General features: G+C 74.8%; 24 protein-coding genes and 1 pseudogene. 13 read left to right on the forward strand and 12 right to left on the reverse strand.

All coding sequences use genetic code 11. The annotated features are described in order from the left end of the window. The first annotated feature begins 122 nt into the window (after positions 1-122). Entirely contained in the window at positions 123-1,772 is a 1,650-nt protein-coding gene (locus AFB00_RS18585; RefSeq protein ID WP_068798298.1) for an FAD-dependent oxidoreductase, read from the forward strand. Positions 1,773-1,786: 14 nt separating this feature from the next. Here AFB00_RS18585 and AFB00_RS18590 read toward each other — a convergent pair whose 3' ends face one another. Continuing rightward, positions 1,787-2,926: a sensor domain-containing diguanylate cyclase gene (locus AFB00_RS18590; RefSeq protein WP_068798299.1), complete on the reverse strand. Its 1,140-nt coding sequence runs from the start codon at positions 2,924-2,926 to the stop codon at positions 1,787-1,789. Between the two features lie 238 nt (positions 2,927-3,164). Here AFB00_RS18590 and AFB00_RS18595 point away from each other — a divergent pair, with 238 nt between their 5' ends. After that, positions 3,165-5,102 (forward strand): serine hydrolase domain-containing protein, encoded by a 1,938-nt coding sequence (locus AFB00_RS18595; RefSeq protein WP_197519580.1) that lies wholly within the window; start codon positions 3,165-3,167, stop codon positions 5,100-5,102. 37 nt (positions 5,103-5,139) lie between these two features. Here AFB00_RS18595 and AFB00_RS18600 read toward each other — a convergent pair whose 3' ends face one another. The 8 genes and pseudogenes from AFB00_RS18600 to AFB00_RS18635 all read right to left on the reverse strand — a co-directional run bounded on the left by AFB00_RS18600 (position 5,140) and on the right by AFB00_RS18635 (position 12,070). Further along, positions 5,140-5,463, reverse strand: a complete 324-nt coding sequence (locus AFB00_RS18600) for a DMT family transporter (protein ID WP_083275634.1) — start codon at positions 5,461-5,463, stop codon at positions 5,140-5,142. A gap of 421 nt (positions 5,464-5,884) precedes the next feature. Continuing rightward, positions 5,885-6,169, reverse strand: coding sequence for a hypothetical protein (locus AFB00_RS18605; protein ID WP_068798301.1), 285 nt, complete (start codon positions 6,167-6,169; stop codon positions 5,885-5,887). Between the two features lie 154 nt (positions 6,170-6,323). Beyond that, positions 6,324-7,124 carry a DUF5753 domain-containing protein gene (locus tag AFB00_RS18610; RefSeq protein WP_083275635.1) on the reverse strand — a complete coding sequence of 267 codons (801 nt, stop codon included), beginning with the start codon at positions 7,122-7,124 and terminating at the stop codon, positions 6,324-6,326. 49 nt (positions 7,125-7,173) lie between these two features. Beyond that, on the reverse strand, positions 7,174-7,716 hold the full coding sequence (locus AFB00_RS18615) for a DUF6879 family protein (protein WP_068798303.1): 543 nt from the start codon (positions 7,714-7,716) through the stop codon (positions 7,174-7,176). Next, positions 7,713-7,943, reverse strand: coding sequence for a hypothetical protein (locus tag AFB00_RS18620; RefSeq protein WP_068798304.1), 231 nt, complete (start codon positions 7,941-7,943; stop codon positions 7,713-7,715). The genes AFB00_RS18615 and AFB00_RS18620 overlap by 4 nt, the downstream gene beginning before the upstream one ends. Positions 7,944-8,021: 78 nt before the next feature. Continuing rightward, positions 8,022-9,212, reverse strand: coding sequence for an aminotransferase (locus AFB00_RS18625; RefSeq protein WP_068798305.1), 1,191 nt, complete (start codon positions 9,210-9,212; stop codon positions 8,022-8,024). Positions 9,213-9,277: 65 nt separating this feature from the next. Next, positions 9,278-11,027 (reverse strand): annotated as a pseudogene (locus AFB00_RS18630) (gamma-glutamyltransferase family protein). A 116-nt stretch (positions 11,028-11,143) separates the two neighbouring features. Beyond that, a complete protein-coding gene (locus tag AFB00_RS18635; protein WP_197519581.1) occupies positions 11,144-12,070 on the reverse strand; it encodes an SAM-dependent methyltransferase in 927 nt (308 codons plus the stop codon). A gap of 141 nt (positions 12,071-12,211) precedes the next feature. On the opposite strand from AFB00_RS18635, the gene AFB00_RS18640 reads away from it, so the two are divergent. The 3 genes from AFB00_RS18640 (at position 12,212) to AFB00_RS18650 (ending at position 15,698) form a co-directional block, all read left to right on the forward strand. Next, positions 12,212-12,814 (forward strand): hypothetical protein, encoded by a 603-nt coding sequence (locus AFB00_RS18640; protein WP_068798307.1) that lies wholly within the window; start codon positions 12,212-12,214, stop codon positions 12,812-12,814. A gap of 104 nt (positions 12,815-12,918) precedes the next feature. Further along, positions 12,919-14,127: a hypothetical protein gene (locus tag AFB00_RS33400; protein ID WP_068798308.1), complete on the forward strand. Its 1,209-nt coding sequence runs from the start codon at positions 12,919-12,921 to the stop codon at positions 14,125-14,127. Beyond that, on the forward strand, positions 14,124-15,698 hold the full coding sequence (locus tag AFB00_RS18650) for a lipopolysaccharide biosynthesis protein (protein ID WP_068798309.1): 1,575 nt from the start codon (positions 14,124-14,126) through the stop codon (positions 15,696-15,698). Before AFB00_RS33400 ends, AFB00_RS18650 begins: the two co-directional genes overlap by 4 nt. Positions 15,699-15,896: 198 nt before the next feature. Here AFB00_RS18650 and AFB00_RS18655 read toward each other — a convergent pair whose 3' ends face one another. Both AFB00_RS18655 and AFB00_RS34145 read right to left on the reverse strand, forming a co-directional pair. Continuing rightward, positions 15,897-17,471 (reverse strand): solute symporter family protein, encoded by a 1,575-nt coding sequence (locus AFB00_RS18655; RefSeq protein ID WP_068798310.1) that lies wholly within the window; start codon positions 17,469-17,471, stop codon positions 15,897-15,899. Then, positions 17,468-18,061 (reverse strand): DUF485 domain-containing protein, encoded by a 594-nt coding sequence (locus AFB00_RS34145; protein WP_231973977.1) that lies wholly within the window; start codon positions 18,059-18,061, stop codon positions 17,468-17,470. The genes AFB00_RS18655 and AFB00_RS34145 overlap by 4 nt, the downstream gene beginning before the upstream one ends. A 505-nt stretch (positions 18,062-18,566) precedes the next feature. Here AFB00_RS34145 and AFB00_RS35515 point away from each other — a divergent pair. The 8 genes from AFB00_RS35515 to AFB00_RS35665 all read left to right on the forward strand — a co-directional run bounded on the left by AFB00_RS35515 (position 18,567) and on the right by AFB00_RS35665 (position 25,354). Next, positions 18,567-18,695 (forward strand): hypothetical protein, encoded by a 129-nt coding sequence (locus AFB00_RS35515; RefSeq protein WP_257785237.1) that lies wholly within the window; start codon positions 18,567-18,569, stop codon positions 18,693-18,695. A gap of 137 nt (positions 18,696-18,832) precedes the next feature. Next, entirely contained in the window at positions 18,833-19,711 is an 879-nt protein-coding gene (locus AFB00_RS18665) for an SIS domain-containing protein (RefSeq protein ID WP_068798311.1), read from the forward strand. Then, on the forward strand, positions 19,708-20,649 hold the full coding sequence (locus tag AFB00_RS18670; RefSeq protein WP_068798312.1) for an ROK family protein: 942 nt from the start codon (positions 19,708-19,710) through the stop codon (positions 20,647-20,649). The genes AFB00_RS18665 and AFB00_RS18670 overlap by 4 nt, the downstream gene beginning before the upstream one ends. Further along, entirely contained in the window at positions 20,646-21,590 is a 945-nt protein-coding gene (locus AFB00_RS18675; protein ID WP_068798313.1) for a 1-phosphofructokinase family hexose kinase, read from the forward strand. Before AFB00_RS18670 ends, AFB00_RS18675 begins: the two co-directional genes overlap by 4 nt. Further along, the gene (locus tag AFB00_RS18680) at positions 21,587-22,435 is read left to right on the forward strand and encodes a class II fructose-bisphosphate aldolase (RefSeq protein ID WP_068798314.1); all 849 of its coding nucleotides are present in this window, start codon (positions 21,587-21,589) and stop codon (positions 22,433-22,435) included. Before AFB00_RS18675 ends, AFB00_RS18680 begins: the two co-directional genes overlap by 4 nt. Positions 22,436-22,546: 111 nt before the next feature. After that, a complete protein-coding gene (locus AFB00_RS18685) occupies positions 22,547-23,515 on the forward strand; it encodes an ROK family protein (RefSeq protein ID WP_068798315.1) in 969 nt (322 codons plus the stop codon). A gap of 108 nt (positions 23,516-23,623) precedes the next feature. Continuing rightward, on the forward strand, positions 23,624-24,640 hold the full coding sequence (locus AFB00_RS18690) for an extracellular catalytic domain type 1 short-chain-length polyhydroxyalkanoate depolymerase (protein ID WP_156819629.1): 1,017 nt from the start codon (positions 23,624-23,626) through the stop codon (positions 24,638-24,640). A gap of 33 nt (positions 24,641-24,673) precedes the next feature. Beyond that, positions 24,674-25,354, forward strand: a complete 681-nt coding sequence (locus tag AFB00_RS35665) for a TetR/AcrR family transcriptional regulator (RefSeq protein ID WP_068798317.1) — start codon at positions 24,674-24,676, stop codon at positions 25,352-25,354. A 12-nt stretch (positions 25,355-25,366) separates the two neighbouring features. On the opposite strand, the gene AFB00_RS18700 is transcribed toward AFB00_RS35665, so the two are convergent. Next, complete coding sequence (locus AFB00_RS18700; protein ID WP_231973978.1) at positions 25,367-26,074, reverse strand: GntR family transcriptional regulator; 708 nt, start codon at positions 26,072-26,074, stop codon at positions 25,367-25,369. Between the last annotated feature and the right edge of the window lie 62 nt (positions 26,075-26,136).

Consider the following 26,136-nt stretch of genomic DNA (forward strand, 5'->3'; position numbering starts at 1 on the left):
GTCGTACGACACCGAAACGACACCGTGCTCGGGTCCCGCACACCGCGGCGGGACCGGAGACGACGGTACCGAGCACGTCCGTACCCCCGTCCCGGGGGACACGACCGGAAGGATCCGAGCGCATGCTCATCGACACCCGGCGGGCGCTACCCGGGTCCTGGTTCGAGACGGAGGTCTGCGTCATCGGGAGCGGACCTGCCGGTGCGGCGGTCGCCGCCGAGCTCGCCGACCGGGGCCTGCGCGTGGTCGTCCTGGAGGGCGGTGGGCCCGGTGTCGGCAGGACCGCGCGGGACACCTACCGCGGCGTGACGGGCAGCGGCGCGCACGACCCGGTGGACGCCGTCCGCCAGAAGCGCCTCGGCGGCACGTCACTGGTCTGGGGCGGGCGGTGCGCCCCGCTCGACGACATCGACTTCGCCGAGCGGGACTGGCTGCCCGGCACCAGCTGGCCGATCACCCACGACGAGCTGCGCGGCTGGTACCCGGTGGCGCAGCGGCACCTCGACGCCGGTGCCTGCGAGTACTCGGCGGCCGGGTCGGGGTTCCCGCTCACCCCGTCCGGGGTGTCGTCGGAGACGCTGCGCTGGGACGACCTGTGGCGGTGGAGCCCGCCGACGTCGTTCGCCCCGCGGGTCGAGGCGATGGCGCGGGCCGGGCGGATCCGGCTGTTCCTGCACGCGACCGTGACCCGCCTGGACCGCGACGAGGTGTCCGGGGCGGCGACCGAGGCGGTCGTCGTGCCACAGCCGGGCCTGGAGGTCCGGGTGCGGGCGAAGCACTTCGTCGTCGCCGCGGGCGGGCTGGAGTCGGCCCGGATCCTGCTGGCGTCCGACGGCTACGGCGGCACCGGCATGGGCACCGGCATCGGCGACGGGTACGACCAGGTCGGCCGCAACTACATGGCGCACCCGGTCGGCGAGGTCGGCCGGCTGAGGCTCACCAGGACCGGGCGCGAGATGGGCCTGGGCTACCTCCCGACTGACGACGGCGTCTACGCCCGCCGGATGCTCTCGCTGACCGAGCGCACCCAGACCGAGCAGCGGCTCGGGAACCTCAAGGCGGCGCTGTGGTTCGCCGACCCCAAGGACCCCGACCACGGCGACGCCCTGCTGTCGACGTTCGCGCTGACCTACTGGGGCATGGGCAAGCTCCGCACCGGGTTCAAGGCCGCCGGGACGCACGCCCAGTACGTCCGGACCAGCGGCATCGGCCGGCACGTCCGCAACGTCGCGGCCGACCCCCTGCGGGTCGCCCGGTTCGCCCGCGGATGGGCCCGGCCGCGGGTCACCGGCGAGCGGCGGGTGCCGTCGTTCATGCCGCTGGACTCCGGTCACTGCCGGCTGCGCTTCGACGCCGAGCAGACCCCGGACCCGGAGAACCGGGTCACCCTGGACCGGGAGCGCGACGCGCTGGGCCAGCACCGGCTGCGGGTCGACTACCGGGTCTCCTCCGCCGACCGGGACTCGATCGCGACCTCGCTGTCGCTGATCGGCAAGGAGCTGGAGCGGACCGGGCTGGCCCACGTCGACCTGTCCGACGTGGAGCGGGTGCACGACATGGACATGACCGACGGCACCCACCAGATGGGCCTGCTGCGGATGTCCTCGTCGCCGCGGCACGGCGTCGTCGACCCGGAGTGCCGGGTGCACGACACGCCGAACGTGCACGTCGCGTCCAGCGCGGTGTTCCCGTCGGCGGGTGCGGTCGGGCCGACACTGGCCCTGGTCGCGCTGGCCTGCCGCACGGCGGACGTGATCGCCCGCGAGCACTGACGGGTACCGGAGGTTCAGCCCGGCAGCCGGACCACGCCGGTGCCCGCGCTGTCGTCGAGGGCGGCCCACAGGGCGTCCAGCGGCAGGGGGCGCCGCCGGGTCCGGACGACGGCGCCGTGCGTCGGCGTCGGCACGAACGGGTAGGACGAGGCGAGCCCGCCGATCGACTCGCAGAGCCGGCGGGCCACCCCGTCCAGGGCCGGGACGTCGAGCCCGGGCAGGACCAGCAGGAACTCCTCGCGCCCGATCCGGACCGGCCGCCCGGTGGCCCCGGTGGGGCCGTGCAGGAGCCCGGCGATGCTGCGCAGCACCGAGGCCTCGGCCCGGAACCCGTGCCGGTGGCCGACCCCGCCGAGCCCGCGCACCCGGAGCAGGACCAGGCCGAGCGGCAGGGTGCCCCGCGCCGAGCCGTGCATCCAGCGGTCGAGGAAGGCCCGGGTGGGCAGCCCGCTGCGCGGGTCCCGCTCGGCCCCCGGCTCGTAGGTCTCCACCAGGCTCTGCGCGGCGTCGGCCCGGCGCCGCTCGTCGGACAGGCTGCGGGCCAGCCGGTCCGCGGCGGCGTCGTAGCGCCGGTCGGTGGCGGTGCCGGGGATCGCCACGACCCGCGACAGCACCTCGTCGAGGGCACCGGTGCGCCGCCCGCCGAGCCGGGGCCCGAGCAGCCGGCGCAGGCGCAGCAGCTCGGCGTGGGCGTCGGAGTGGCGGAACGACCAGCTCGCGCCGAACATCCGGCCGCGCTCCAGCGAGCGGGCCCCGCCGTCGACCGACTCCAGGTCGGTCGCGACCACGCCGGCCCCGGACCGTGGCGTGAGCACGGTGACGCTCCACTCGCGGGCCGCCGGTTCGCCGTCGTCGAGCAGGACGCAGCCCAGACCGGGCGGGAGCAGCGCCGGTGGCTCCCCGGCGAGTGCGACCACGGCGCCGCCGTCGCACCGCTCGGCGATCCGGGCCCAGGTGTCCAGCTGCGGTTCCAGGTACTCGAACCGCTGGAACATCCCGATCACGGCCATCGGCCGGTCCCGCGACGGCGCGAGCGCGAAGTCCTCGACCGCGTGCGACAGCGTGACCAGCAGCGGTTTCGTGACGGTGCGGGTGGGCCGGCCCACCGCCTCCCCGCCGTCGTCGGAGACGGGCGTCGGGACGACGTCGAGCATGGTCACCTCACACGTTTGCAGTAACGCTTGGCGCCTAGATATACACAAGGTAGTTGACTCTGCATCTATCGGGGTGCGCTTTTCCCGGCTCCATCGAAAGGTGCAACCCGGCACGTGCATCCCTGTGCGCGATGTCCGCGGCCCGGCCGTAGCCGACGCTGGTGATCACCAGTTCCGACCGAGCGACGGGGGTGTCCACGCGATGGAGAACGGTGACCGGAGGAGACGGGCCGGACGCGTGCCGGCCGCGCTCCTCGCCGCGGTGGCGGTGCTCGCCGCGGCCGGGGGATGTGCGGCCGCGACGGCGGGCGGGCCGCAGCCGGCGCCCCCGGTGCCCGCCCCGGCCCGGGCCGAGCTGGGCCGGGCAGACGTGGACGCCTGGCTGGACGGCCTGGTCCCGGCGGCCATGGACCGGGCCGGGATCGCCGGCGGTGTGGTGAGCGTGGTGCAGGACGGCCGGGTGCTGACCGCCCGCGGTTACGGCGACGCGCGCCTGGGCCCCGACCGGGCGCCGGTCGACCCGGACCGCACCCTGTTCCGGGTGGGATCGGTGTCGAAGGTGCTGACCGCGACCGCGGTGCTGCAGCTGGCCGGGCAGGGTCGCATCGACCTCGACGCCGACGTGCGCCGCTACCTCGACTTCGACCTGCCGCAGCGGTTCGACACCCCGATCACGATGCGGCACCTGCTCACCCACACCGCCGGGTTCGAGGGGCGCATCCGCGGGCTCATCGCGTTCGACGACCGCCCGGCGGACCTCCGCACGGCACTCGCGACCGACCCGCCGGAACAGGTGTTCGCGCCCGGCAGCACGCCCGCGTACTCCAACTACGGCTACGGCCTCGCCGGGTACGTCGTCGAGCGGGTCGCCGGGATCCCGTTCGAGGACTACGTGCAGCGCAACGTGATCGACCGGGCCGGTATGGACTCGGCGAGCTTCGCCCAGCCGCTGCCCGGCGGGCTGCGCGAGCGGCTCTCGGACGCCTTCACCGGCTCCGACGGCCCGCCGATGCCGTTCGAGACGATCTCGCCGGCCCCGGCCGGCTCGCTCGCCGCCTCGGCGACCGACATGGCCCGGTTCGCGACCGCACTGCTCGACGGCCGGTTGCTCGACCCGGCCACCGGCGCGCTCATGCAGCGGCCGGGACTCGACGCGTCCGCACTGGGGGAGCTCGCGCAGGGCCCCCGGATGGCGCTCGGGCTGTTCGACGAGTCCCGCAACGGCACGCGCATCCTCGGGCACGGCGGCGACACCGACTTCTTCCACTCGCACCTGCAGCTCTACCCGGACAGCCGCACCGCGGTCTTCGTGTCGCTGAACAGCAGCGGGACCGGCGGCAGCGACACGCTCGACCTGCGCAACGCCGTCCTGGAGGGCTTCGCCGACCGCTACTTCCCGGCCGCGTCCCCGCCGGCCGCCGCGGCCGCCGCCGCACCGGACGGGGCGGCCGCGCTCGCCGGGACCTACGAGGCGGCCCGTGCGCCGTTCAGCACCTTCACCTCGGCGCTGAGCCTGACCGGCCAGACGACGGTCACGCCGCGCCCCGACGGGACGGTGGTGATCTCACCCGGCCCGGCGAGCGTGCACCCGGCCGCGTACGAACAGGTCCGGCCGGGGGTCTGGCGGGAGATCGGCGGCCAGCGCACGCTCAGCACCCGGACCGCCGACGGCCGGGTGGAGGCGATCGGCTACGAGTCGGCGTTCACGCTGCTGCGCATCGGTTCCGCCCGGGACGCCGGGACCGCGGTGCCGGTACTCGTCGGCTCGGTGCTGCTGCTCGTGGCGAGCCTGCTCGCGTGGCCGCTCGGTGCCGTGGCGCGCCGCCGGTACCGGGCCGCGGCACCGGCGCCACTCGGCCGGACCGACCGCATCCTGCACGGGCTGACCCGCGGTGCCGTCGTCGCGGCGCTGGTCGCGCTCGCGGGGTGGGCCGCGTCGATCGCGACGATCGCCTCGCTCGGCGAGGTCCCGTTCGCCGTCCTGCAGGTGCTGCAGGTGGCGCAGTGGGCGGCGCTGCTGGGCGTGGTCCCGGCGCTGCTGGGCGTCGGGTCCGCGGTGCGGGCGGGCGCCGGGCGCGGCCGGGTGGCCGGTCGGGTCGTCCAGCTCGTCGCGCTGGCCGGTACCGGCTGGATCGCCGTCGCGTTCGGGCTGCTGTCGTCGAGCCTGAGCTACTGACGGGCCCTGGTCGGTGGCGCCGCCGGGGCCCGGTGGCTCAGTGCCGGGCACCGAGCTCGAGCGCCAGCACCCCGGCGATGACCAGGCCGATACCGCCGATCTGCACGGGGGTGAGGCCGTCGCCGAGGAACACCGCGCCGATCACCGCCACCAGCGCGACCCCGGCGGCGGCCCAGATCCCGTAGGCCACGCCGACCGGCACCCCGGCCTTGAGCACCTGGGAGAGCAGGACGAAGGCGCCGAGGTAGCCGATCACCACCAGGACCGACGGGACGATCCGGGTGAACCCCTCGGACAGGCGCAGGCTGATGGTGGCCATGACCTCGAGGACGATCGCGGCGGCGAGCAGGATGTAGGGCACGGGTCGGCACTCCGGGGTCGGCGGGATGTGGAGCCCCGAGTGCACACCCCGACGTCGCGTCGGCCTCCAGGCGAACGGCGTGTGACCCCGGCCATCCCCGGCCGCGCCGGGACCGCCGTCGCCTCGGGGACGACCGCCCTGCAGGAAACCGGTCCCGCACGAGAAGCCTGGTCCCGCACGAGAAGCCTGGCCCCGCACGGGGCCCGGTCCCGTGCGGGGGCGGGGAACCGGCGCGAGCCCGGTGGCCGACGCGAGGTGGGCGCGGTGTGGATGCGCACGTCGGTGATCACGTTCTCTGGAACGGGATCGACGTGCTGGGGCGGTCTCGTTCCACAGAACGTGATCGAGAGTGGCTCAGGCCCCGGCGGGCACCGTGGGTCCGGCCTCGGCGAGCCGGGTCGCGGTGCGGCGGCGGCCACGGTCAGCGGATCCGGCTGCGCCCGGTGACGTGATGGGCGAACGTGTCGTGCACCCGGCACGGCACCCGGGCACGCGGCCACCAGGAGCGTCGTCGGCAGGTCCGGCAGCACGCCCGGTCGTCCACCGGGTGCTCGGCGAGCACCGTCGCCGCGGCACCGAGCACCCGGAGCAGGTGTTCGGCGAGTACGCGGTCCCCGAACTCACCCTTCTCCACGGTGGCGGTCAGCGACCGTGTCATCGCCACGAACCTGAGGTGCTCGCGCTCCGGGGCGGACCCGTTCTGCATCGACGTCGCTCCTCTCGCTCCGATCGACACCTGATCTCCCGACGGTCACCGCCGGGAGCGGGTGCATTCGACGAGGGTAGGAAACGCAGCCCTGGATAGTGAAGAATGATTCAGTGTTGTTCGGGAATCGATCCCGAGATTCTTTGGTGAAGAATCAGTCCTCGGTACGCGGGACCTCGGTGGCCACGTCCTCCGCGACGGCGAAGAGGATCTCCCGTGCCGCCCGGCCGTATCCGGCGAGAGCCGCGAACCTCCCGAAGAGCGCACCGTAGAGCTCGATCTCGCGGCTGTGGGTCAGGCAGAGCTCGGCGGAGAAGGTCTCGACGAGTACCCGGTCGTCGTCGCGCAGCCAGAACCCGTGCCACGGGCCGACGAGGTAGGGGGCCTGCGAGCCGATGACCCCGAGGCGCACGTTCGGCAGCGTCGAGAGCGTCATGAGGCGATCCAGCTGGGCGAGCATGACCTGTGGTGCGGCCAGCCGGAGTCGCAGTGCGGCTTCGGTGACGACGAAGTGGAACCGCTTCCCGGGGTCGTAGAGCAGCTCCTGCCTGGCCATCCGGGTGTGCACGGCGAGATCGACATCGTCGGTGGCGCCGTGCAGCGCCACCCCCTGCGCCAACCGGGCCCGCGCGTACCCGGCCGTCTGCAGCAGGCCGGGGACCACCGTCGCCTCGAAGACCCGGAAACGGCGTGTCCTCGCATCGAGGTCGGACAGCCCGGCCTGGTGCGGACGCAGGCCCGGCCGGAGCACACGCTGCCACTGCGCGTGGCGTGCGTCGAGGTCCTCGAGTGCCGCGAGCAGGTCACCGGTGTGCGACTCGCTGTCGGTGACCCGGGTCCATGCCCGGATGTCGGCCGCGCCGGGCGCCTGCCGTGCCGTCTCCAGTTTGGACACCTTCGACTGTGGCCAGGACAGCGACTCCGCGAGTTGCCGGCCGGTCAACCCGGCCTGCATGCGCAACTCGCGGAGCCGCCGTCCCAGCGCACGGCGTGCCTCGTGGAGTTCAGGCGTGCCCGCGCCGTTCCTCGGTGCCAAATTCGTCTCGCCTCACGGCGTGGTGCCAGGCGGCGTCACGCCAGTAGTTGTGCCGGACGATCTCGGCCGGGTCCTCGACCAGTTCCCCGCCGACGAACCGGTCGGCGTCGTCGAACCGCATGCACAGCAGGGCCGCCGAGTCGAACAGCCAGTAGTCGTGGTCGGGAAGGCCGGCCGCATCCGCGTCGGCCCGGGTCACGTACCGGATGTCCTCGCCCGCCGCGATGTTGTGGACGGCGAGGGTGTGGCTCCACCTGGGGTAGTCCGGCATGGGCAGGGCGACCGCCCGGACCCGGCGGAACCTCCGTCCCGCGGTGGTCGCGTCGCGGACCATGGCGAGCCACTCCTGCATCCAGGACAGCTCGTACGGTGCACCGGCCAGGAAGTTCTCGTAGGCCTCCCGTTCGTACCCCGGTGCGTAACGGGCCCGGACCTCCAGCCGGAACGCGGTGTGCCGGAACGAGGAGAACAGCTCCGCGAACTCGGGACCGGGCTCGACGAACCGGCTCAGGGTGCTCCCTCCCCCGGGTGGCGGGTGTAGAGGCGTAAGACGTCCTCGGGGATCTCGACGATGGCCTCGCCCTCGGGGACGGGACCCACGTCGGCGAGGACCTCCGGGTCCGTCACGGCCCAGCCCTGGGCGATGTAGGTGCGGCGATCCGTACGGTCCGTGGCGAACAGGGTGGGCGAGTCTCCGACGTTGGACGCGGGATCCTTGCCGAGGAACTGTGCTCGCATCTCATCTCCTGGAATATTCGAGACTATTCCACTCCAGGGTGATGTAGGTCACCGTCCGCGTCAACGGGCGGACACGCCTCACGCCCCGGCGGGCACCGTGCGTCCGGCCTCGGCGAGCCGGGTCGCGAGCGTCGCCGCGGTGGTCTCGTCGATCCGCCCCACGCTCAGGCGCAGCATCCGGCGGTCGTCGGGGAGGAACGCGGTGCCGGGAATGGTGAGCGTGTCGTGGGCCAGCACCAGCTCCCGGACGACGTCGAGCGTCGGCGTCCCCGCGAACGGGTGCCGCACCCAGGCGAAGAACGCCCCCAGGGCCACGATCTCGAAGCCTCCCGGCCGGTCCTGCAGGGCGGCGCCGAGCAGGTCCCGCCGCCGGGCGGTCTCCGCGACCCGCTCGGCCCGCCACGTCCCGGCCCCGGTCAGCCCGGCCAGCGCCGCCTCCTGCCCGACCCGGGGCGCGCAGATCGCGACGCAGTCCAGGAGCTTGAGCACCTGCCGGGTCAGCGCCGGACCGGCGACGACCGATCCGACCCGGTACCCGGGCAGCGCCAGGTCCTTGGAGTAGGAGTGCAGGCTGACGACCGTCGAGCGCCACTGCGCGTCGTCGAACAGGGTGTGGGCCGGCTCGTGCGCGGCGTCGCGGAACGACCGGTAGGTCTCGTCGACGACCAGGGCGACGTCGTGCCGCCGGGCCAGCTCGGCGAACGCCCGGATCTCCGCGGGCGGGATCGTGACCCCGCTCGGGTTGCCCGGCGTGACCAGCACGATCGCCCGCGTCCGGGGACCGATCAGCGCCTCGGCGTCGGCGGCCCGCGGGACGAGGTCCGCACCGGGCTCCAGGAGCACCGGCGCGACCCCGCGCATGGTCAGCCACATGTGGTGGTTGAAGTAGTAGGGCAGCGGCAGGATCATCTCGTCGCCGGGCCCGGCGAGCGCGTCGGCGACCGTCGCGAACGCCTGGTTGCACCCGCTGGTGACGACGACGTCCTCCGGCGTCACGGTCCCGCCGTAGTCGGCCCCGATGTCGTCGGCGATCGCGCGGCGCAGGTCGGGCAGGCCGGGGACCGGTGCGTACCCGAGGACCCGGGGGTCGCGGGCGGTCGCCACGACCCGGTCGACGACCTCCGGCGCCGGCGGGTAGGCCGGTGCGGCCTGGGAGAGGTCGAGGAACGGGTGCCCGGCGTCGCGGGCCGGGTCGCGTTCACCGGCGAGGGCGAGCGCCGCGCCGATGGGGGAGTCGCTCCCCGCCGCCGTCGTGGGGTCGAGTCGCACCGCTGCGCGCCGTCCTTCCGGTGCCGGGATCGGGCCGGGCGCCAGTCTAGAGGGGGAGCGCGGGATCAGCGGCCGGTCGCGTACCCCTGGGCGCCACGGGGATTGGCGGCCGCCTCGAGGCGGCCGGTCGCGGGGTCGCGGGTGACGGTGGACAGCCGGCCGAGCGTCCAGCCGTCCGACACCGACACCCGGTGGCCGCGCCGGACGAGCTCGTCGATCACCTCGGCGCCGAGCCTGCGTTCGACGACCGCACCGCCGGGCGTCCAGATCCGCGGCCAGAAGCTGCTCACCGCGGCCGTCGTGTGGAACGCGGGCGCGTCGATCGCCTCCTGCGGCCGGTACCCGCCGACGATCGTGCGCAGCAGGTAGAGCAGCTGCCACTGGTCCTGCTGGTCGCCGCCGGGTGTGCCGAGCGCGGCGACCGGCTCGCCGCCGTCGACGAGCACGGTTGGGCTGAGCGTGGCGCCCGGCCCGCAGCCCGGACGGGCTGTCCGCGTCCAGCCAGGTCATCTGCAGCCGGGTGCCGAGGCAGAAGCCCAGCCCGGGCACGGCCGGCGAGGACTGCAGCCAGCCGCCGGACGGCGTCGCGGACACGAGGTTGCCCCAGCGGTCGACGACGTCGACGTGGCAGGTGTCGCCGCGGGTCACCCCGGTCCGGGCGACGGTGGGCTCCCCGGCCCCGGCGATCCGCGGCCGGTCGTCGCTCTCCCGCAGCGGCGGCAGGTGCCCCACCAGGCCGGGCGGGCTGCCGGGCCGGTACTCCAGCGACGCGGTGCCGGTGATCGCGGCGGCCCGCTCCCGCGCGTAGGACGGCGAGAGCAGCGCCGCCAGCCGGTCCGGCCCGGGATCCTCGGGGTTCTCGCCGTAGAAGCAGTCCCGGTCGGCCAGCGCGAGCTTCAGGGCCTCCAGCACGGTGTGCGCGCCGAGCGCGGTCGACGGGTCCAGCCGGGATCCGTCGGACCCGTGCGCACGGTCCACGGCGTCGAGGATGGCGAGGGTCTGCAGCAGCACCGGGCCCTGGGACCAGAGCCCGGGCTTCTGCACGGTCACCCCGCGGAACGCCAGCTCGGCCGGGGTCTCGTACTCCGGGCGGAAGGCGGCCATGTCGGCGACGGTGAGCACGCCGGCGTGGTCACCGCCGGTCGCGTGCCGGTGCGGCCGGGCGGCGGACCGGGCCAGCTCCTCGGCGACGAACCCGGAGCCCCAGGCCCGCACCGCGGCCCCGATGCGCTCCTCCCGGGTGCCGCCGCCGTCCCGGGCCGTCTCGGCGAGGCGGTGCAGCGTCCGGGCGTAGGCGGGGTTCGTGACCGCGTCGCCCGGTTCCGGCACCCGCCCGCCGGGCAGCCACTGCTCGGCCGAGGCCGGCCAATGCTCGGTGAAGTGGCCGGTGACCGCAGCGAGGACGGCGCACAGCTGCGGGCTCGCCGGGACCCCGTGCCCGGCGTAGTGGATCGCCGGCTCCAGCACGTCGGCGAGCTCCCAGGTCCCGTGTGCGGCGAGCACGTCCAGCCAGGACAGCACCGCGCCCGGGACGGCCGCGGCGAGCGCACCGGAGCCCGGGACCTCGGAGAGTCCCTCCCGGCGGAAGTGCTCCGGGGTGGCCCCGGCGGGCGCGGCGCCCTGGCCGTTGAGCACCCGGGTCGGCGCACCCGCCGGGGCGAGGATCGCGACGAGGTCCCCGCCGGGCCCGTTGAGGTGCGGTTCGGCCAGGTGCAGGACGAACGCGGCGGCGACGGCGGCGTCGAACGCGTTCCCGCCCCGTTCCAGCACCGACTGCGCGGTGCCGCTGGCCAGCCAGTGCGTCGACGCCGCCATGCCGAACGACCCGGACAGCGTCGGACGTGTGGTGTCGGCCGGTGGCGGGGTGAACCCGGGTGCGGGCGTCGTCGGAGGCACGCCCGGAGTATGCAAGGACGACTGATTGGATGCAATTATCGGCGGCCGGTGGCGGCACGGGTCAGCCACCAGGTGAAGTCCGGCACGAGGCTCCAGGACGGCGGCGTCCGGTCCAGCCCGGTCGCCCAGGCCGCGATCCCGGTGGCGTCGACCGACCATCCGGCCCGGCCGAGCCACTGCTCCGGGGGCAGTTGCGGCCCGGCGGCCAGGAAGCCGCGGATCAGCGAGGTCACCGCCGGACCGGAGTCGATGCCGGCGATGACGGCCGCCAGGTCGCCCTGCGGGTACTCGGTGGCGAGCTCGCTCCCGGCGGCACTGAGCCGCCCCACGGTGTCGAGCAGCGCCGCGCACGCCTCGCCCGGCAGGTAGAGGAGCAGCCCCTCGGCCAGCCACGCGGTCGGTGCGGCCGGGTCGAAACCGGCGCCGAGGAGCGCCTCCGGCCAGCCGTCGTCGGCGAGATCGGCGACGACCGGACGGGCCGGGGTCGTCGGGGTGAGCCCGCCGGCCGCGACGAGGTCGCAGCGGTAGCCGGTGACGTCGGCGGTGTCGATCTCGAACAGGGTGGCCCCGGGCAGGGCGAGCCGGTAGGCCCGTCCGTCGACCCCGGCGCCGAGCACGACGACCTGCCGGACGCCCGCGCCGACGGCACCGGCGAGGTAGTCGTCGAAGTAGCGGGTCCGCATCGCGACGTAGCCGGCCAGGGCCCGGCCGAGCGGTGACGGCGCGCCGTCGTCGTCGCGCCAGAGCCGCAGCGCGTCCCCGTCGATGCCCGCGGCCACCAGTTCGGCGAGCGGGTCCCGGCCGAACAGCGAGTCCGGCCGGGCCGACTCCTCGGCGCGCAGCGCGGCGATGAACAGCGCGGTCGCCCCGACGCCCGCGGGCACCGGGACGGTGCGGGACGCCGGTGGCACCGTCCCGGGGTGGGAGGTCGGCACGGTCGCGGGATCCCGGTGCTCGGTCATGATCTCGATCATGACATCGGGGTGGGCCGCCCGCCGCCCCCTCGCCGGGCCGCCCACGGATCGCGACAGGGGCTCGCTACAGGGACTCGTGGCCGGTAGGGTCGGCGGCTCGCCGGAGCCCGGTGCGGACGGAGGTGCGCGATGCCGACCGGAGAGCCGGGATCCGCCGTGGCGCCGCGGACGCTGCCGGACACGGTGCCCGCCCCGGCGTGGGTGTGGCTGGTCCGGCTGCTGCTGGTGGGCGCGGTCGCACTGGTCGTGCTCCGGTCCCCGTGGCTGTTCGGTGGCCCGGTGCCGGCCTGGGCCGGTGTCCTGCCCCACCTGTCCGTGGCGGCGGGGCTGGTGGGGGTCGTGCCGACGGCGGCGGCCGGGTGGGTGACCGCCGCCCGTCCGTACCCGCACGCCCGCACGATGCTGCTGCTCACCCGCGAGCTGGACGTGCGCGACCGCCGGGCGGTGGCGGCCGCCCTGCGCCGCGGGCGTCCGGTGCCGGCCGGGCACCGGGCCTACGCCCGGGCGTGGGTCGCCCGGCAGCGCCGCGGCCTGATGCTGTCGTCGGTACCGCTGGCGCTGGTGTGGACACTGGTGACCGATCTCCTCGGCCGCGCCGAGCCGCCGGAGATCCTCTGGTTCCAGGCGCCCGCCGTGGTCGCGTTCACCCTGGTCGCGCTGGGCAGCCTGGCCGTGCAGTACCGCCGGGAGCGCACGGTCCGGGCGTTCGGGGCCACCGTCCGGAACGGGTAGCGCCGCGTCCGGGTGACCCGGGCGCCACGTCGAGGACCATCCAGGTTAATCCTGCGTTCAACCGCCTTCTATGCTGCTCCGTACGACGTAGGGAGCCAGCAGGCATGAGCTTCGACGAGACCGCCCCCGCACCGATCGACCGTGACGTGCAGTCCGGGGTGCTGCCCGCCAGCTGGCGCGGCCTGTCGGTGTTCGCCGTCCGCAGCGCCGCGGCGCCGCTGCTCGACCAGGCGATCGCCGGGGTCGCCCGTGGGCTCGAGGTGCTCGAGGTCGTCGTCCTCGACACCGCCCAGCGGGCCCGGGCCGCGGCGGTGCTCCCGCCGGCCGCGCTGGAGGGCGTCCCGGCGGGCGAGCCGTACGCGTTCGTCATCGCCGTCGACGTCTTCGCGGCCGACCCGGCCATCGGGGCCCGGCCGACCGAGCGCCGGGTCGCCGACGTCCTCGACTACACCTGGCGCCGGGTCCTGCGCACCGTCCCGGTGAACGAGTGGTTCACCGCGGTGCAGGTCTCCCGCGGACCGGACCAGGCGTGGGAGTTCCTCGCCGCCCTGGCCGACGAGGACCTGGCCGAGCGTCTGCGCCTGCGTCTCGCCGCGCTCGGCAGCACCTGCGCGATGCCGTTCCCGGTGGTCTCGGTCCTCGGCGGGACCTCGCCCGGGTTCCGGGCCCAGGTCGCGCTCGTCGACCATCCCGAGCACGGGCGGACGGTCTGCAAGATCTTCCGGCCGGGCGCGGTCGCGGCGTTCGAGCGCGAGCTGCGCGCCCGCCGCGACCTGGGTGACCTGCCCGAGGTCCCGAAGCTGCTCGACCACGGCCCGAACTGGATGCTCGCCCCGTTCTACGGCGACACCGGGCAGCACGTCGTCCGGCAGCTGCCGGACGAGCTGGCCCAGCTGGACCCGGACGTCGTGCGGACGTTGCTGCGGTTCTGCCGGGACCTGCACGACCGCGGCCGCTTCGTGATGGACCTCTCCCCGCACAACCTCACCTGGGACCCGCACGCCGGGTTGAAGGTGCTGGACCTGGAGTTCGTGCTCGACTACCCGGTGCAGCCCTCCTGGGAGGACTGCTGGAGCCTGCGCGGGGTGCCGGCGTCCTACCGGGCCGCCTCCGACGGGCTGCCGGACCTGCTGTTCACCCGCGGCGTCGGCAACTCGGTGTTCCACCCGGCGGTCTCCGGTCTGACCCGCCGCCGGCTGCTCGGTGACACCGACCGCTGGGAGGAGGTCCGGCGCACCGTCACCCAGCTCGTGTGGTTCTCCGCGCTCGGTACGGTGGGCCGCTTGCATCCCGCACTGAGAGGGCGTCCGTGACCGGTCCCGACCCCGACGACGACCCGACCCGCCCCATCCGGGTGGTCACCGGCGAGCCGGCCCCCGGCTCCGGTCCCGGGTCCGGCTCACTGACCGGGCGCACCGCCCGCGGCTTCGCCTGGGCGTTCACCGGCACCGTCGGCCAGGCCGTGCTGCAGCTCGGCGCGACGGTCGCGCTCGCCCGCCTGCTGACGCCGGAGCAGTTCGGCTCGGCCGCGGCGGCGCTGCTGATCATCGGGCTGACCCAGCTGGTCACCCAGCTCGGTGTCGGGGCGGCCCTGGTGCACCGGCACGACCTGGGCGACCGCGACGTGACCGCGGCGTTCTGGTTCTCCACGCTGACCGCCGCCGTCTTCGCCGTCACGCTCGCGACGGCCGCACCGGTGCTCAGCGGCCTGGTGGGGCTGCCGGCGGACTCGAACCTGCTGCCGTTGCTCTCGATCGCCCTGTTGCTCGCGGGGGCCACCGCGGTGCCGCTGTCGCTGCTGCAGCGCGACCTGCGCTTCCGGCAGACGGCGACGGTGGACCTGCTCGCGGCCGGGCCCGCACTGATCGGGGTCAGCGTGGTGTTCGCGCTCGCCGGATTCGGCGCGGCCGCGCTGGCGTTCGGCGAGATCGCGGCGGCCGCGGTGAAGTTCGTCGGGTACCTGGCCCTGGTTCGCCCCCGGCTGCGCCCGGAGGGCCCGGCCGCGACGTGGCGCCGGCTGGTCCCGCTGCTCGGCTACGGCGCGGGCATCTCGATCCTGCAGCTGGGCAACTGGTTCGCCCTGAACGCCGACAAGCTGCTCATCGCGAACCTGCTCGGCCCCGGGCCGCTCGGTGTCTACACCCGGGCCTACAACCTGCTCGCCGAGCCGGCGAACGTGATCGGCGGCGCCGCGGACAAGGCCCTGTTCCCGGCGATGGCCCGGGTCCGCGACGACGGCGAGCGGCTGCGCAGCGCCTACGTGCGCAGTGCCAGCCTGATCGCGCTGGTCACGGTGCCCGCGTCGGTGCTGCTCGGGGTGCTCGCTCCGGAGATCGTGAACCTGCTGCTGGGCTCGCAGTGGGGCGAGGTCGTACCGCTCGTGCAGCTGTTCGCGCTGGTCCTGCTCCCGCGGACGTCCTACAAGATCAGTACGTCGCTGACCAGGGCGACCGGTGCGGTGTACCGGGCGGCGTGGCGGCAGTGGCTCTACGCGGGCTACGTCGTCGCGTTCTGCGCCGCCGGTGCCGCGCTCGGCGGGATCCTGGGCGTCGCGATCGGGGCGTCGGCCGCGATCGTCATCCACTTCCTGGTGATGCTGCAGTTCTCGGCCCGGGTCTCGCCGGGCCTCATGGGCCGGGTGCTGGCGATGTACCTGAAGCACGTCCCGGCCCTGGTGGGCACGCTCGCCGTCGCCTGGGGGGTGGCCACGCTGGTCCGGCCGCTGGGGATCGACGTCGTCACGCTGCTCGCCGCCGCGGCCGCCGGTGGCGCCGTGGCGCTGGGTGCGCTGTTCGTGCAGCGCTCGCGGTTCCGCGAGGAGCTCGCGGTGGTCGCCACCCTGCGCGGTGGTGGACGCAAGCGCGCCCCCGCACCCACCCGCTGACCCCGACCGCGCACCTGCCTGCCGATCGCACGCCGCCCAGGCGTGCCGCACCCGCCGTGTGGGGCGTGGCGCGCGGGGAGGGTGCGGCACACCCGCCGGGGTGCGGGGCCGGACTGCGCCCGGACGTGCTCGACCGCCGGCGGCGCCGGCCCGGAGCCGGTGGCGGCCCGGACCGACCCCGGGCCGGTGACGCCGGGATCAGCCCCGGGCGTCGATCCCGGTGAGTGCGCGGACCTCCATCGCCCGGGCCAGCCCGGGATCGGCGGGCTTGCCGAGCAGCGTGCCGAGGATGGCCGCGAGGAACGACAGCGGCACGGTGACGATCGCCGGGTTCGTCAGCGGGAACCAGGCCATGTCGACGTCCGGGAGCAGCGAGCTGGGCGTCCCGGACACGGTGGTCGAGGAGCAGATGAGCACGATGCTGCCGATGAGGCCGGTGTAGATGCTCCACAGCGCGCCGCGGGTGGAGAAGCGGGGCCAGAACAGCGCGAACACGATCGTCGGCAGGTTCGCCGACGCGGCGATCGCGAGGGCCAGCGACACGAGGAACGCCACGTTGACGTCCCTGGCGAGCACCCCGCCCGCGATGGACAACGCACCGATGACGACGGCGGTCGTGCGCGCCACCCGGATCTCGCTGCGCGGCTCGGCCTTGCCGCGCCGGATGATCGAGGCGTAGACGTCGTGCGCGAAGGACGCCGACGCCGTCAGCGTCAGCCCGGCGACGACCGCGAGGATCGTCGCGAACGCCACCGCCGACACCAGGCCGAGGATCGGGGTCCCGCCGATCCGGTAGGCCAGCAGCGGCGCCGCGGAGTTCGCCGCGCCCGGCGCGGCCATGATCTCCTCCGGCCCGACGACCGCGGCCGCCCCGAACCCGACGACCAGGATGCACAGGTAGAACCCGACCATCAGCCAGGAGCACCAGGTCACCGAGCGCCGGGCCTCCTTGGCGTTCGGGACGGTGAAGAAGCGCATCAGCACGTGCGGCAGGCTGGAGATCCCGAGCACGAGCGCGAGCCCGAGCGAGACGAAGTCCAGCCGGGACGAGAAGCCCCCGCTGTACCAGCCGCCGGGCTCCAGCACCGCTGATCCCATCGGGCTCGTCTCGGCCGCCTTGTCGAGCAGCGCGGACATGCTCAGCCCGAACCGCCCGAGCACGAACATGGCCAGCAGGGCCACGCAGATCAGCAGCCCGACGGCCTTGATGATCTGCACCCAGGTGGTGCCGCGCATGCCGCCGACGAGCACGTAGAGCATCATCACGACGCCCACGCCGATGATGAGCAGGGACTGCCCGGCCCCGCCGTGGATGCCGAGCAGCAGGGCGACGAGCCCACCCGCCCCGGCCATCTGCGCGACCATGTAGACCAGCGAGATCACCAGCGTCGACGTGGCTGCGGCGGCCCGTACCGGGCTCTGCTGCAGCCGGAAGGCCATGACGTCGCCCATCGTGAACCGGCCGGTGTTGCGCAGTCCCTCACCGACGAGCAGCAGCGCGACCAGCCAGGCCACCACCCAGCTGACCGAGTAGACGAAGCCGTCGAATCCGTAGACGGCGATCGCGCCGGAGATCCCGAGGAACGACGCGGCGGACAGGAAGTCGCCGGACATCGCGATGCCGTTCTGGGCCCCGGTGAATCCACCGCCGGCGGCGTAGTAGTCGTCCGGTGTCGCGTTGCGGTGGCTGACCCGGTAGACGATACCGAGAGTGAGGATCACGAACAGACCGAACACGGCCATGTTCAGGATCGGGCTGCCGACCGTGCTCATTCGGACCTCCACATCTCGTCACGCGTGGGAGCGGACCGGGCGGGCCGGACGGTGTGGCTCTCGCGCAGGCCGTCCACCAGCGGGTCGATCTGCCGGCGGGAGTACCGCCCGTAGAGCCACACGATCAGCAGCGTCGTCACGAACTGGGCCAGCCCCAGGAGCAGGCCGAGGTTGACCGATCCGATGACCGGGATCCGCATCAGGTCCGGGGCGAACGCCGCGAGCACCACGAAGACCGCGTACCACCCGAGGAAGCCGACCGTCCCGAGGAACACGAACCGGCGGGTGCGGGACCGTAGCTCGCCGAACCGGGGGTCGCGCCGCACGGCCTCGACGGTCGGGGTCGTCGGATCGTGGGCCGGGCCGGGGCCGGGCGGACCGGTCGTCTTGAAGTGTGTGTCGTCGAACCCGGGAGGTGGGTGGAACGGCAGGCTGCCGATCGGACGGGTCTCGTCGTCGGCCCAGCCCGTACGCCCGGGAGCGGCCGCGGGGATCCCGGGCGCCGGGCCTCCGCGCGGGTGTCCGGGCGGCCCGGACGGCCGGCGCCGCGGTCCGGCGGTCGCCTCACGGCCGGTGGGGTCTCCGGTCACGTGCTTCGCACCTCGCTCCTCAAGATCGGTTCTCCGGGGGCCGGCGCCGGTGGGGAGCCCGGCGGCCGCCCGGACCGCGTTTCGCAGGTGGCAGTGATCACAGCGTTCGTTCGCGACGCTAGCAAACCGATGCATGGTGCAATTCCACGGCCTGATCGCCGGGAATCGACGTGACGCCTCGTGTCACCCGAATGGGAAGAGATATCACCTTCTGTCCGGGTCTGACAGTCGCAATGTGAGTCACGGCTCAATAATAGTGGTTGTCGTCTGCATATCGCAATCCGACAGTGTTCTCCCGGTGACTAACCGTGTTGCATCACGGCACATCACGCCCTCTCCGGCGCACCGATCCGCCGGGGTGCGGATCGCGACTCGGCATCGAGGGGAAGAATCCGTGCCCGCCCGGTCGGGGTCACAGTGGTCACGGCCGTCACATCCGCCACGATCGCGCCTCTCGCGCCCGGTGCGGCGCCTGTCTGCCGTGTCTTTCCGTGGGGACCTCGCGATGCGGACCGTGCGTCTCGTTGCGCGCTCCGGGTTCGCGGCCGGCGTCGCCGCGCTGTACGGGCAGGCCGAGGGTGACCGGCCGGCCACCGCCGTCCGGGGTGCAGGTCAGCCGCTCGAAGCTGCATGAATCTGCTCACTATGTTTCATTTTCTGCCACGAACATGCAGAATGAGGCGACCATCGAGAGTCGCCGGACCGATCGGGACCCGCTCTCGGGGCCGAGGCGGCGGGAGCTGCGGTCCGGCGCGACGAGAGGAGCTGCGGTTGTCCGCGACCGAGCGGGAGATCCACCAGCAACCCGACGCCTGGCTGCGGACGCCGGAGGTCGTCGCGTCCGCGGCCGGTGTCCTGCCCCGCGACGGCGAGCGCATCGCCGTGCTCGGTTGCGGCACGTCGTGGTTCGTCGCCCAGGCCTACGCCGGGCTGCGCGAGAGCGCCGGGCGGGGCTGGACCGACGCCGTCACCGCCACCGAGCTGCCGGACCGCGGCTACGACCGGGTCGTCGCCATCACCCGTTCCGGAACCACCACCGAGGTGCTCGACCAGCTCCGCCGCCTGCGGGGCACCGTGCCGACCCTCGCCCTGACCGCCGACGCCGCCACCCCCGTCGCCGACGTGGCCGACCATGTCGTGGCGCTGCCGTTCGCCGACGAGACCTCGGTCGTGCAGACGCTGTTCGCGACCACCGCGTTCTCGGTCCTGCGGGGCAGCCTGGGGTGGGACGTGACGGCGGTGGCCGCCGCCGCCCGTGCCGCGCTCGCCGGACCGCTGCCCGACGCCCTGGTGCCGGCCGCCCAGTGGACCTTCCTGGGCACGGGATGGTCGGTCGGCCTGGCGAACGAGGCCGCGCTGAAGCTGCGCGAGTCCTGCCTGGCCTGGACCGAGGCGTACCCGGCGATGGAGTACCGGCACGGCCCGATCAGCATCGCCCAGCCGGGCCGGGTCGTCTGGAACCTCGGGCCGTCGGTGCCCGGCCTGGCGGACGACGTGGCCGCGACCGGGGCGACGTTCGTCGAGCACCCGGACGAGGACCCGCTGGTGACGCTGGTGCGGGTGCACCGGCTCGCGCTCGCGGTCGCCGCCCGGGACGGTCTCGACCCGGACCTGCCCCGGAACCTGACCCGATCGGTCATCCTGTCGTGACGGCGGGCCGTCCCCCGCTCGTCGCCCTCGACGTCGGCGGTACGACGATCAAGGGCGCCGTCGACACGGGTGACGGTCCCCGCGGGCACCTCCGCCGGCCGACTCCCCGCGACCGCGGCCCGGAGGCGGTCGTGGCGGCCGTGCTCGACGCCGCCGCCGAACTCGTCGACCTGGCCGGACGCGCGCACGGGCGTCGTCCCGCCGCGGTGGGCGTGGCCTGCCTCGGCCTGGTCGACCCGGGCACCGGGACCGCGGTGCTGTCCGCCGCGACCGGCTGGTCCGACGTCCCGCTGGCCGCGCTGGTGCGGGAGCGCACCGGCGTCCCGGCCGTGCTGGTGCACGACATCGCCGCGGCCGCGACCGCCGAGGCCGCACTGCGGGAGCCCGGCCCGGCGCCGGTGTTGTTCGTCGCGATCGGGACCGGCATCGGCGGCTCGACCGTGCTCGACGGGCGGCCGGTCGCCGGTGCGCACCACCGGCCCGGGGAGATCGGGCACGTCCCGGTCGGCGGGTCCGACGTGCGCTGCGGGTGCGGGCGGTCCGGCTGCCTCGAACGCGTCGCCTCCGGATCGGCGCTGGCGCAGGCCTACGCGCGGCGCACCGGGACGGCGGTGCACGGCGCGCTCGAGGTCGCCGATCGGGCCGCCGCCGGTGATCCGGACGCGGTGGCGGTCTGGGACCGCGGGTGCGCGGCACTGGCCGAGGCGCTGATCCTCTACTCCGTCCTGGTCGATCCGGCGCTGGTCGTGCTCGGCGGCGGCGTCTCGCTGGCCGGGGACCGGCTCGTCGTCCCGGTGCGGCGGGCGCTGGAGCAGGGACTGGGGCTGCCCGGGGTCCCGGCCGTCGAGACGGCCCGGCTCGGGGACGGCGCGGCGCTGGCCGGTGCGTTCCTCGCGGCCGCCGATCTCGCGGGCGTCCCGGCCGGAGCGCCCCGGTGATCCTCACGGTCTGCGCCAACCCGGCGCTCGACGTCACCTACCGGGTCCCCGCGCTGACGACCGGTTCCGAGCACCGGGTGCCCGCCCCGGTCGTCCGGGCCGGGGGCAAGGCGGTGAACGTGGCCGCCGCGCTGCACACGATGGGCCGGGACCCGGTCGTCGTCGCGCCGTACGGCGGTCCCGAGGGCGCGGTGCTGGCGGCCGATCTCACCGCGCGCGGCCTGGAGCACCGGCTCGTCCCGGTGCCCGGGGCGGTCCGCCGGACCGTCACGATCGTCGACGACGCCGGAGCGGCGACCGCGCTGAACGAGCGCGGCACACCGCTCCCGGCCGCCGGCTGGGCCCGGGTCACCGCCGTCGTCCGGACGGCGTTGCCGGCCGCGGCCGCGCTCGTGCTCTCCGGATCGCTGCCCCCCGGCCTCCCCGACGACGCCTGGGCGCCGCTGGTCGCGGCCGGTCGCGCGGCCGGGGTGCCGGTGGTGCTCGACGCCGCGGGGCCCGCGCTCCTCGCCGGGATCGCCGCCGGCCCGGACCTGGTGAAACCGAACGCCCGCGAGCTGCGTGAGGCGACCGGTGACGACGACGTCGTCAGCGCCGCCCGGCAGCTGGTGGCCCGCGGCGCCGCCGGCGTGCTCGCCAGCCTGGGGCCGGACGGGATGGTCCTCGTCGACGGCCCCACCGGCGAGCCGCTGACCTGCCGTCCGCCCGCGGGCAGCACGGTGCGCAATCCGACCGGCGCCGGGGACGCGGCCGTCGCGGCCGCCGCCTGCGCGCTCGCCGAGGGCGCCGGCCGGGCCGTCCTGCTGTACCGCGCCGTCGCCTGGTCGGTCGCCGCCGTGGCCGAGCCCCGCGCGGGCGAGCTCGATCCGCACACGGTGCGTAGGACCGAGTCGGCTCTGGGCCGGCCGCCCGCACCCGAACCCACAGGAACGGACTCATGACCAGCACGACCACCAGCGTCGAGATGCTCGCCTCCGCCCGGGACCGCGGCACCGCGGTCGGCGCCTTCAACGTGATCGGTGTGGAGCACGCCGAGGCGATGGTCGCGGGGGCGGAGACGGCGGGACTGCCCGTCATCCTCCAGCTCAGCGAGAACTGCGTGCGCTACCACGGTGCGCCCGGCCCGATGATCGCCGCGCTGCTCGCGATGGCGCGGGCGGCGACCGTGCCCGTCGTCGTGCACCTGGACCACGTCGAGTCCGGGTCGCTGGTGACGGCGGGCCTGGAGGCCGGGGTCCGGTCGCTGATGTTCGACGCCTCGACGCTGCCGCACGAGGAGAACGTGGCCCGCACCCGCGAGGTCGTCCGGCAGTGCCGCGCGTACGGGGCACGGGTCGAGGCCGAGCTCGGTGAGATCGGCGGCAAGGACGGCGTGCACGCCCCCGGCGCGCGGACCGATCCCGGTGAGGCGGTGCGCTTCGTCGCCGGGACCGGGGTGGACGCGCTCGCGGTGGCCGTCGGCTCCTCGCACGCCATGCGCACCCGCACGGCCCGGCTCGATCTGGAGCTCGTCGGGCGGCTCCGGGCGGCGGTGCCGGTGCCGCTGGTGCTGCACGGCTCGTCGGGGGTGCCGGACGAGGACCTGCTGCGGGCGGCGCACGCCGGCCTGTCGAAGATCAATCTGGCGACCCATCTCAACGGGGTGTTCACCGGCGCGCTGCGCGAGGTGCTCGACCGGGACCCCGGACTGACCGACCCCCGGCGCTACCTGGCCCCGGCCCGGGACGCGCTGGCGACCGAGGTGACCCGGTTGCTGGCGCTGCTCTCGACCGAGAAAAGTCGATGAACGAACTCATCTGACCGATAGTCGAACGGCAGGCATCGACGAGTGTAGTTTCGGTGTCATGATCTCCTACGGAGCGTGTGCGGACGCACGACGAGTGCCGTCCGGCCCGGCATGACGAGGGCCGACGATCGCTGCCTGATCGCGGTCGACGTCGGCGGGACGACCGTCAAGGCGGCCCTGCTCGACGCCGGGAGCGGGGCCTGCCTGCACGAGCTCACGGTGCCGACCGGCGTCGGCACCGCGGGCGGAGCGATGGGATCCCTGGTCGCCGTCACCCGCCGGCTGCGGGCCACGGCGTCGGACGGGGGCCGGACGGTGCTGGCGGCCGGCGTCGTCACACCGGGCACGGTCGACGAGCACGCGGGCGTGGTCAGCTACGCGGCGAACCTCGGCTGGCGGGACGTCCCGCTCGCCCGGACCCTGCGCGACGCGCTGGGCGTACCGGTCGCGACCGGCCACGACTCCCGGGCGGCGGGCCGGGCCGAGTACCTGCTCGGCGGCCGGAGCGCCGACTTCGTGCTGGTCCCGATCGGCACCGGGATCGCCGTGGCGCTGGTACGCGACGGGCTGCCGCTGGCCGGGGTGTCCGGAGCGGCGGGGGAGTTCGGGCACATGCCCGTCCACCCGGACGGGGAGGACTGCCCCTGCGGGCTGCGCGGCTGTCTCGAGGTCTACTGCTCGGCGTCGGGGATCCTGCGGCGCTACCGGGCCCGCGGTGGCCTGCTGGGCGGGGTGCCGGACGTCGTCGGTGCCCTCGGCCGCGATCCCGTGGCGCGGGCGGTCTGGGGCGAGGCGGTCGACGCGCTCGCTCTCGGGCTCGCCTCGGTGTCGATGCTGCTCGACCCGGGCGAGATCGTGCTCGCCGGAGGCGTGGCGGCGGCCGGGACCGCCCTGGTCGACCCGTTGCAGCGGGCGCTCGCGGCGCGCCTGGGCTGGCACCGGCGACCGCAGGTCCGGCGCGGGGTACTCGGTCCGCACGCGGCGCGCACCGGCGCCGCGGTGCTCGCGGTGGAACGGTGCGACGTCGCGGTGGATCCCGCCCGCTGGGTGTCCGGAGTGGCCGGGCCCGGTCCGGAGTAGCAACTTACGCGGTGTCTAGTTAAAGTGACGACGTGTAAAGCAGGAGTGGTCCGGCCGCGCACGACGGCCGCCGTTCCGGCGCGCATCGGAGAACGGAGTGCCGTCGTCATGCCCGACCGCCGCAGCATCGGCCGACTGACCGCCTGGTTCGCGGCGGCGCTCGCTCCGCTCGTACTCGCCGCCGTACCCGCCGCGGCGGCCCCGGAGCCGGAGCCCGCGGCCGGCCGGGACGTGCGCGGCAGCTACTCCAGCTCGCAGGGGACGGTCGACTACCAGGTCCATCTCCCGGCCTCCTGGCGCCCCGACCGGCCGATGCCGGTGGTGATGGCGGTGCACGGCTGCGGGATGACCGGGTACGGGCTGAACTCGATGAAGTCCCTGACCCGGTTCGACGACCTCGCCGACCGGGAGGGGTTCGTCGTCGTCTACCCGACGCAGTCGCTGCTGCGGAACCTGAAGCTGTGCTGGAACTCCCTGTCGCCCGAGCACCAGGACCGGGGGCGTGGCGAGCCCGAGCTGCTCGCCGGGACGATCCGCCAGGTCGTCGACGAGTTCGGCGCGGACCCGGCGCGGGTGCACGTGGCCGGTGCCTCCTCCGGTGCCGGAGCGGCGGTGATCCTCGGCGCCACCTATCCGGACCTCGTCGCGACCGTCACCTCGGTCGCCGGCGGGGAGTACGGGTTCCACACGGCCCAGGACCGCCTCGACACGGTGAGCCCGGCCGACACGGCCCGGCTCGCGCTGGCCGCGATGGGGCCGCGGGCCCGGCAGGTCCCGTTGCTCGTCGTCCAGGGCGACCAGGACGAGGTGGTGCCCCCGGTGATGGCGCAGCGGCTGGTGCAGCAGTGGCTGGTGCTCGGCGAGCTCATCACGACCGGCGGGACCGAGGTCGATCCGGCGGCCGACGACGTCGAGCGGGTCGAGCCGGCCGCCGGCCATCCCTACACGCGCTCGAGCTTCCGCCGCGGGGCGACGGCGATCGACTCCTACCTCATCGAGGGGCAGGGGCACGCGTGGTCCGGGCCGGAGGCCGGTGGTCTGTTCGCCGACCGGGAGGGGCCGGACCTGTCGGAGATCGTCTGGCGGTTCGCGTCCACGCGGCCGCTGGGTGCCGTCGGACCGTGACCGGCCGTGACCGCTGTCCGTAGGGTCACCGGCATGAGCGATCCGGCGCCGACCCCCGCGAACCCGGTGCCGGGTGCCGACGGGTCCCGGCCCCGCCGGACCCGGCTCTCCCGCGAGGCCCGTGCCGCCCAGCTGCTCGACGTCGCCGAGACGCTGTTCGCCGAGCGCGGGTTCGAGGGCACCTCGATGGAGGACATCGCGCGGGCCGCCGGGGTGACCCGGCCCGCGGTCTACGCCCACCACGCCACGAAGGACGAGATCTTCCTGGCCTGCGTGCGCCGGGCCCGCGCCGAGCTGGAGGACGCGGTCCGCGAGCCGGAGATCCTGGTGGCCGCGGGGGCCGGGGCACGCGCGGTCATCACGCGGGCCGGCGAGATCTTCTTCTCGATGCTGGAACGCGATCCGCGCCGCTGGATGGTGCTGTTCAACCCCAGCGTCGCCCTGTCCGGCACGCTCGCCGCGGAGCTCGCGCAGGTGCGCAGCCGCACCATCGGCCGGATCGCCGAGATGACGGCCCGGCTCACCGGGTTCGACGAGCAGCGCAATCTCGCCTTCGCCCACGCCGTGAGCGGGGTGGGGGAGCAGCTCGGCCGGTGGTGGCTGCAGAACCCGGAGGTTCCGCGGGCGACGGTGGTCGGCTACTACTGCGACTTCATCACCGCGGGCCTGGCGCTGCCGGGGCCCGGCGATGCGGCCCGACCCGGACGGTCCTGACCCGGCCCGGCCTCATCCTCCGGGCGCGGGCGTCCCGGCGCGCACCGCCGGACGGAGTGCCAGCGCGGCCAGCATCCCGCGGGCGGCCGCCTCGCAGCGGCTGCGCATCGCGGCCCGGCTCCGCTCGGCGTCACCGGTCTCGATCGCCTCGACGATCGCCCGGCACGTGTGCAGGCGGTCGAGGCCGGTCAGGGCCAGCGGGACGGTCATCCGCAGCACCCGCTCGATCTCGTCGAGGACCCGGACGGCGGTGCCGGCCAGCCGCCGGTTGCGGGCACCGCCGGCGATGATCGCCTCGAACTCGACGGCCCGGCGCAGCTGCTCGGCGGACCGCGGGCCGTCCAGGCTCCCGGACCACTCGTCGGACCCCAGGTCGCGCAACCGGGCGAGCACGTCGGCCGGCAGGCCGTACGCCGCGGTCCGCCCGGCCGCCTCGCCCTGCAGCAGCGTGTGCATGTCGCACAGGTCGACGACACCGGAGAAGGTCACCTCGGACACGAGGTAGCCGCGCCGCCGGACCGGGGTGACGAGCCCGTCGCGGTGCAGCCGGGCCAGCGCCTCCCGGATCGGCGTCTTGCTGGACCCGCCGGACGCCGACACGACCTGTTTCTCGCTGATCATGTGACCGGGCGGGAGGCGGAGTTCGATGATGTCCCGCTTGACCCGGAGATAGGCCTTCTCCATCAGGGTCGGCGGCACCGGCCCGGGAACCTCGTCCACGCGGTGCGTGTCCTTTCGCACTCGGCCGTACGAACGCATTCTGGGTGTTTAGATCAAGGAGT

Origin of the sequence: Pseudonocardia sp. HH130630-07, from assembly GCF_001698125.1 — a bacterium.
GTDB lineage: Bacteria > Actinomycetota > Actinomycetes > Mycobacteriales > Pseudonocardiaceae > Pseudonocardia.

Bases quoted from the DNA above. Each gene is read 5' to 3' on its own strand.
- AFB00_RS18605 (WP_068798301.1), bottom strand. From the start codon at position 6,169: ATGCAGAACGGGTCCGCCCCGGAGCGCGAGCACCTCAGGTTCGTGGCG.
- AFB00_RS18610 (WP_083275635.1), bottom strand. From the start codon at position 7,124: ATGCAGGCCGGGTTGACCGGCCGGCAACTCGCGGAGTCGCTGTCCTGG.
- AFB00_RS18685 (WP_068798315.1), top strand. From the start codon at position 22,547: ATGACGAGGGCCGACGATCGCTGCCTGATCGCGGTCGACGTCGGCGGG.
- AFB00_RS35515 (WP_257785237.1), top strand. From the start codon at position 18,567: ATGCGGACCGTGCGTCTCGTTGCGCGCTCCGGGTTCGCGGCCGGCGTC.
- AFB00_RS35665 (WP_068798317.1), top strand. From the start codon at position 24,674: ATGAGCGATCCGGCGCCGACCCCCGCGAACCCGGTGCCGGGTGCCGAC.
- AFB00_RS18620 (WP_068798304.1), bottom strand. From the start codon at position 7,943: ATGCGAGCACAGTTCCTCGGCAAGGATCCCGCGTCCAACGTCGGAGAC.
- AFB00_RS18680 (WP_068798314.1), top strand. From the start codon at position 21,587: ATGACCAGCACGACCACCAGCGTCGAGATGCTCGCCTCCGCCCGGGAC.
- AFB00_RS18590 (WP_068798299.1), bottom strand. From the start codon at position 2,926: ATGCTCGACGTCGTCCCGACGCCCGTCTCCGACGACGGCGGGGAGGCG.
- AFB00_RS18640 (WP_068798307.1), top strand. From the start codon at position 12,212: ATGCCGACCGGAGAGCCGGGATCCGCCGTGGCGCCGCGGACGCTGCCG.
- AFB00_RS18690 (WP_156819629.1), top strand. From the start codon at position 23,624: ATGCCCGACCGCCGCAGCATCGGCCGACTGACCGCCTGGTTCGCGGCG.
- AFB00_RS18585 (WP_068798298.1), top strand. From the start codon at position 123: ATGCTCATCGACACCCGGCGGGCGCTACCCGGGTCCTGGTTCGAGACG.
- AFB00_RS18635 (WP_197519581.1), bottom strand. From the start codon at position 12,070: ATGACCGAGCACCGGGATCCCGCGACCGTGCCGACCTCCCACCCCGGG.
- AFB00_RS18655 (WP_068798310.1), bottom strand. From the start codon at position 17,471: ATGAGCACGGTCGGCAGCCCGATCCTGAACATGGCCGTGTTCGGTCTG.
- AFB00_RS33400 (WP_068798308.1), top strand. From the start codon at position 12,919: ATGAGCTTCGACGAGACCGCCCCCGCACCGATCGACCGTGACGTGCAG.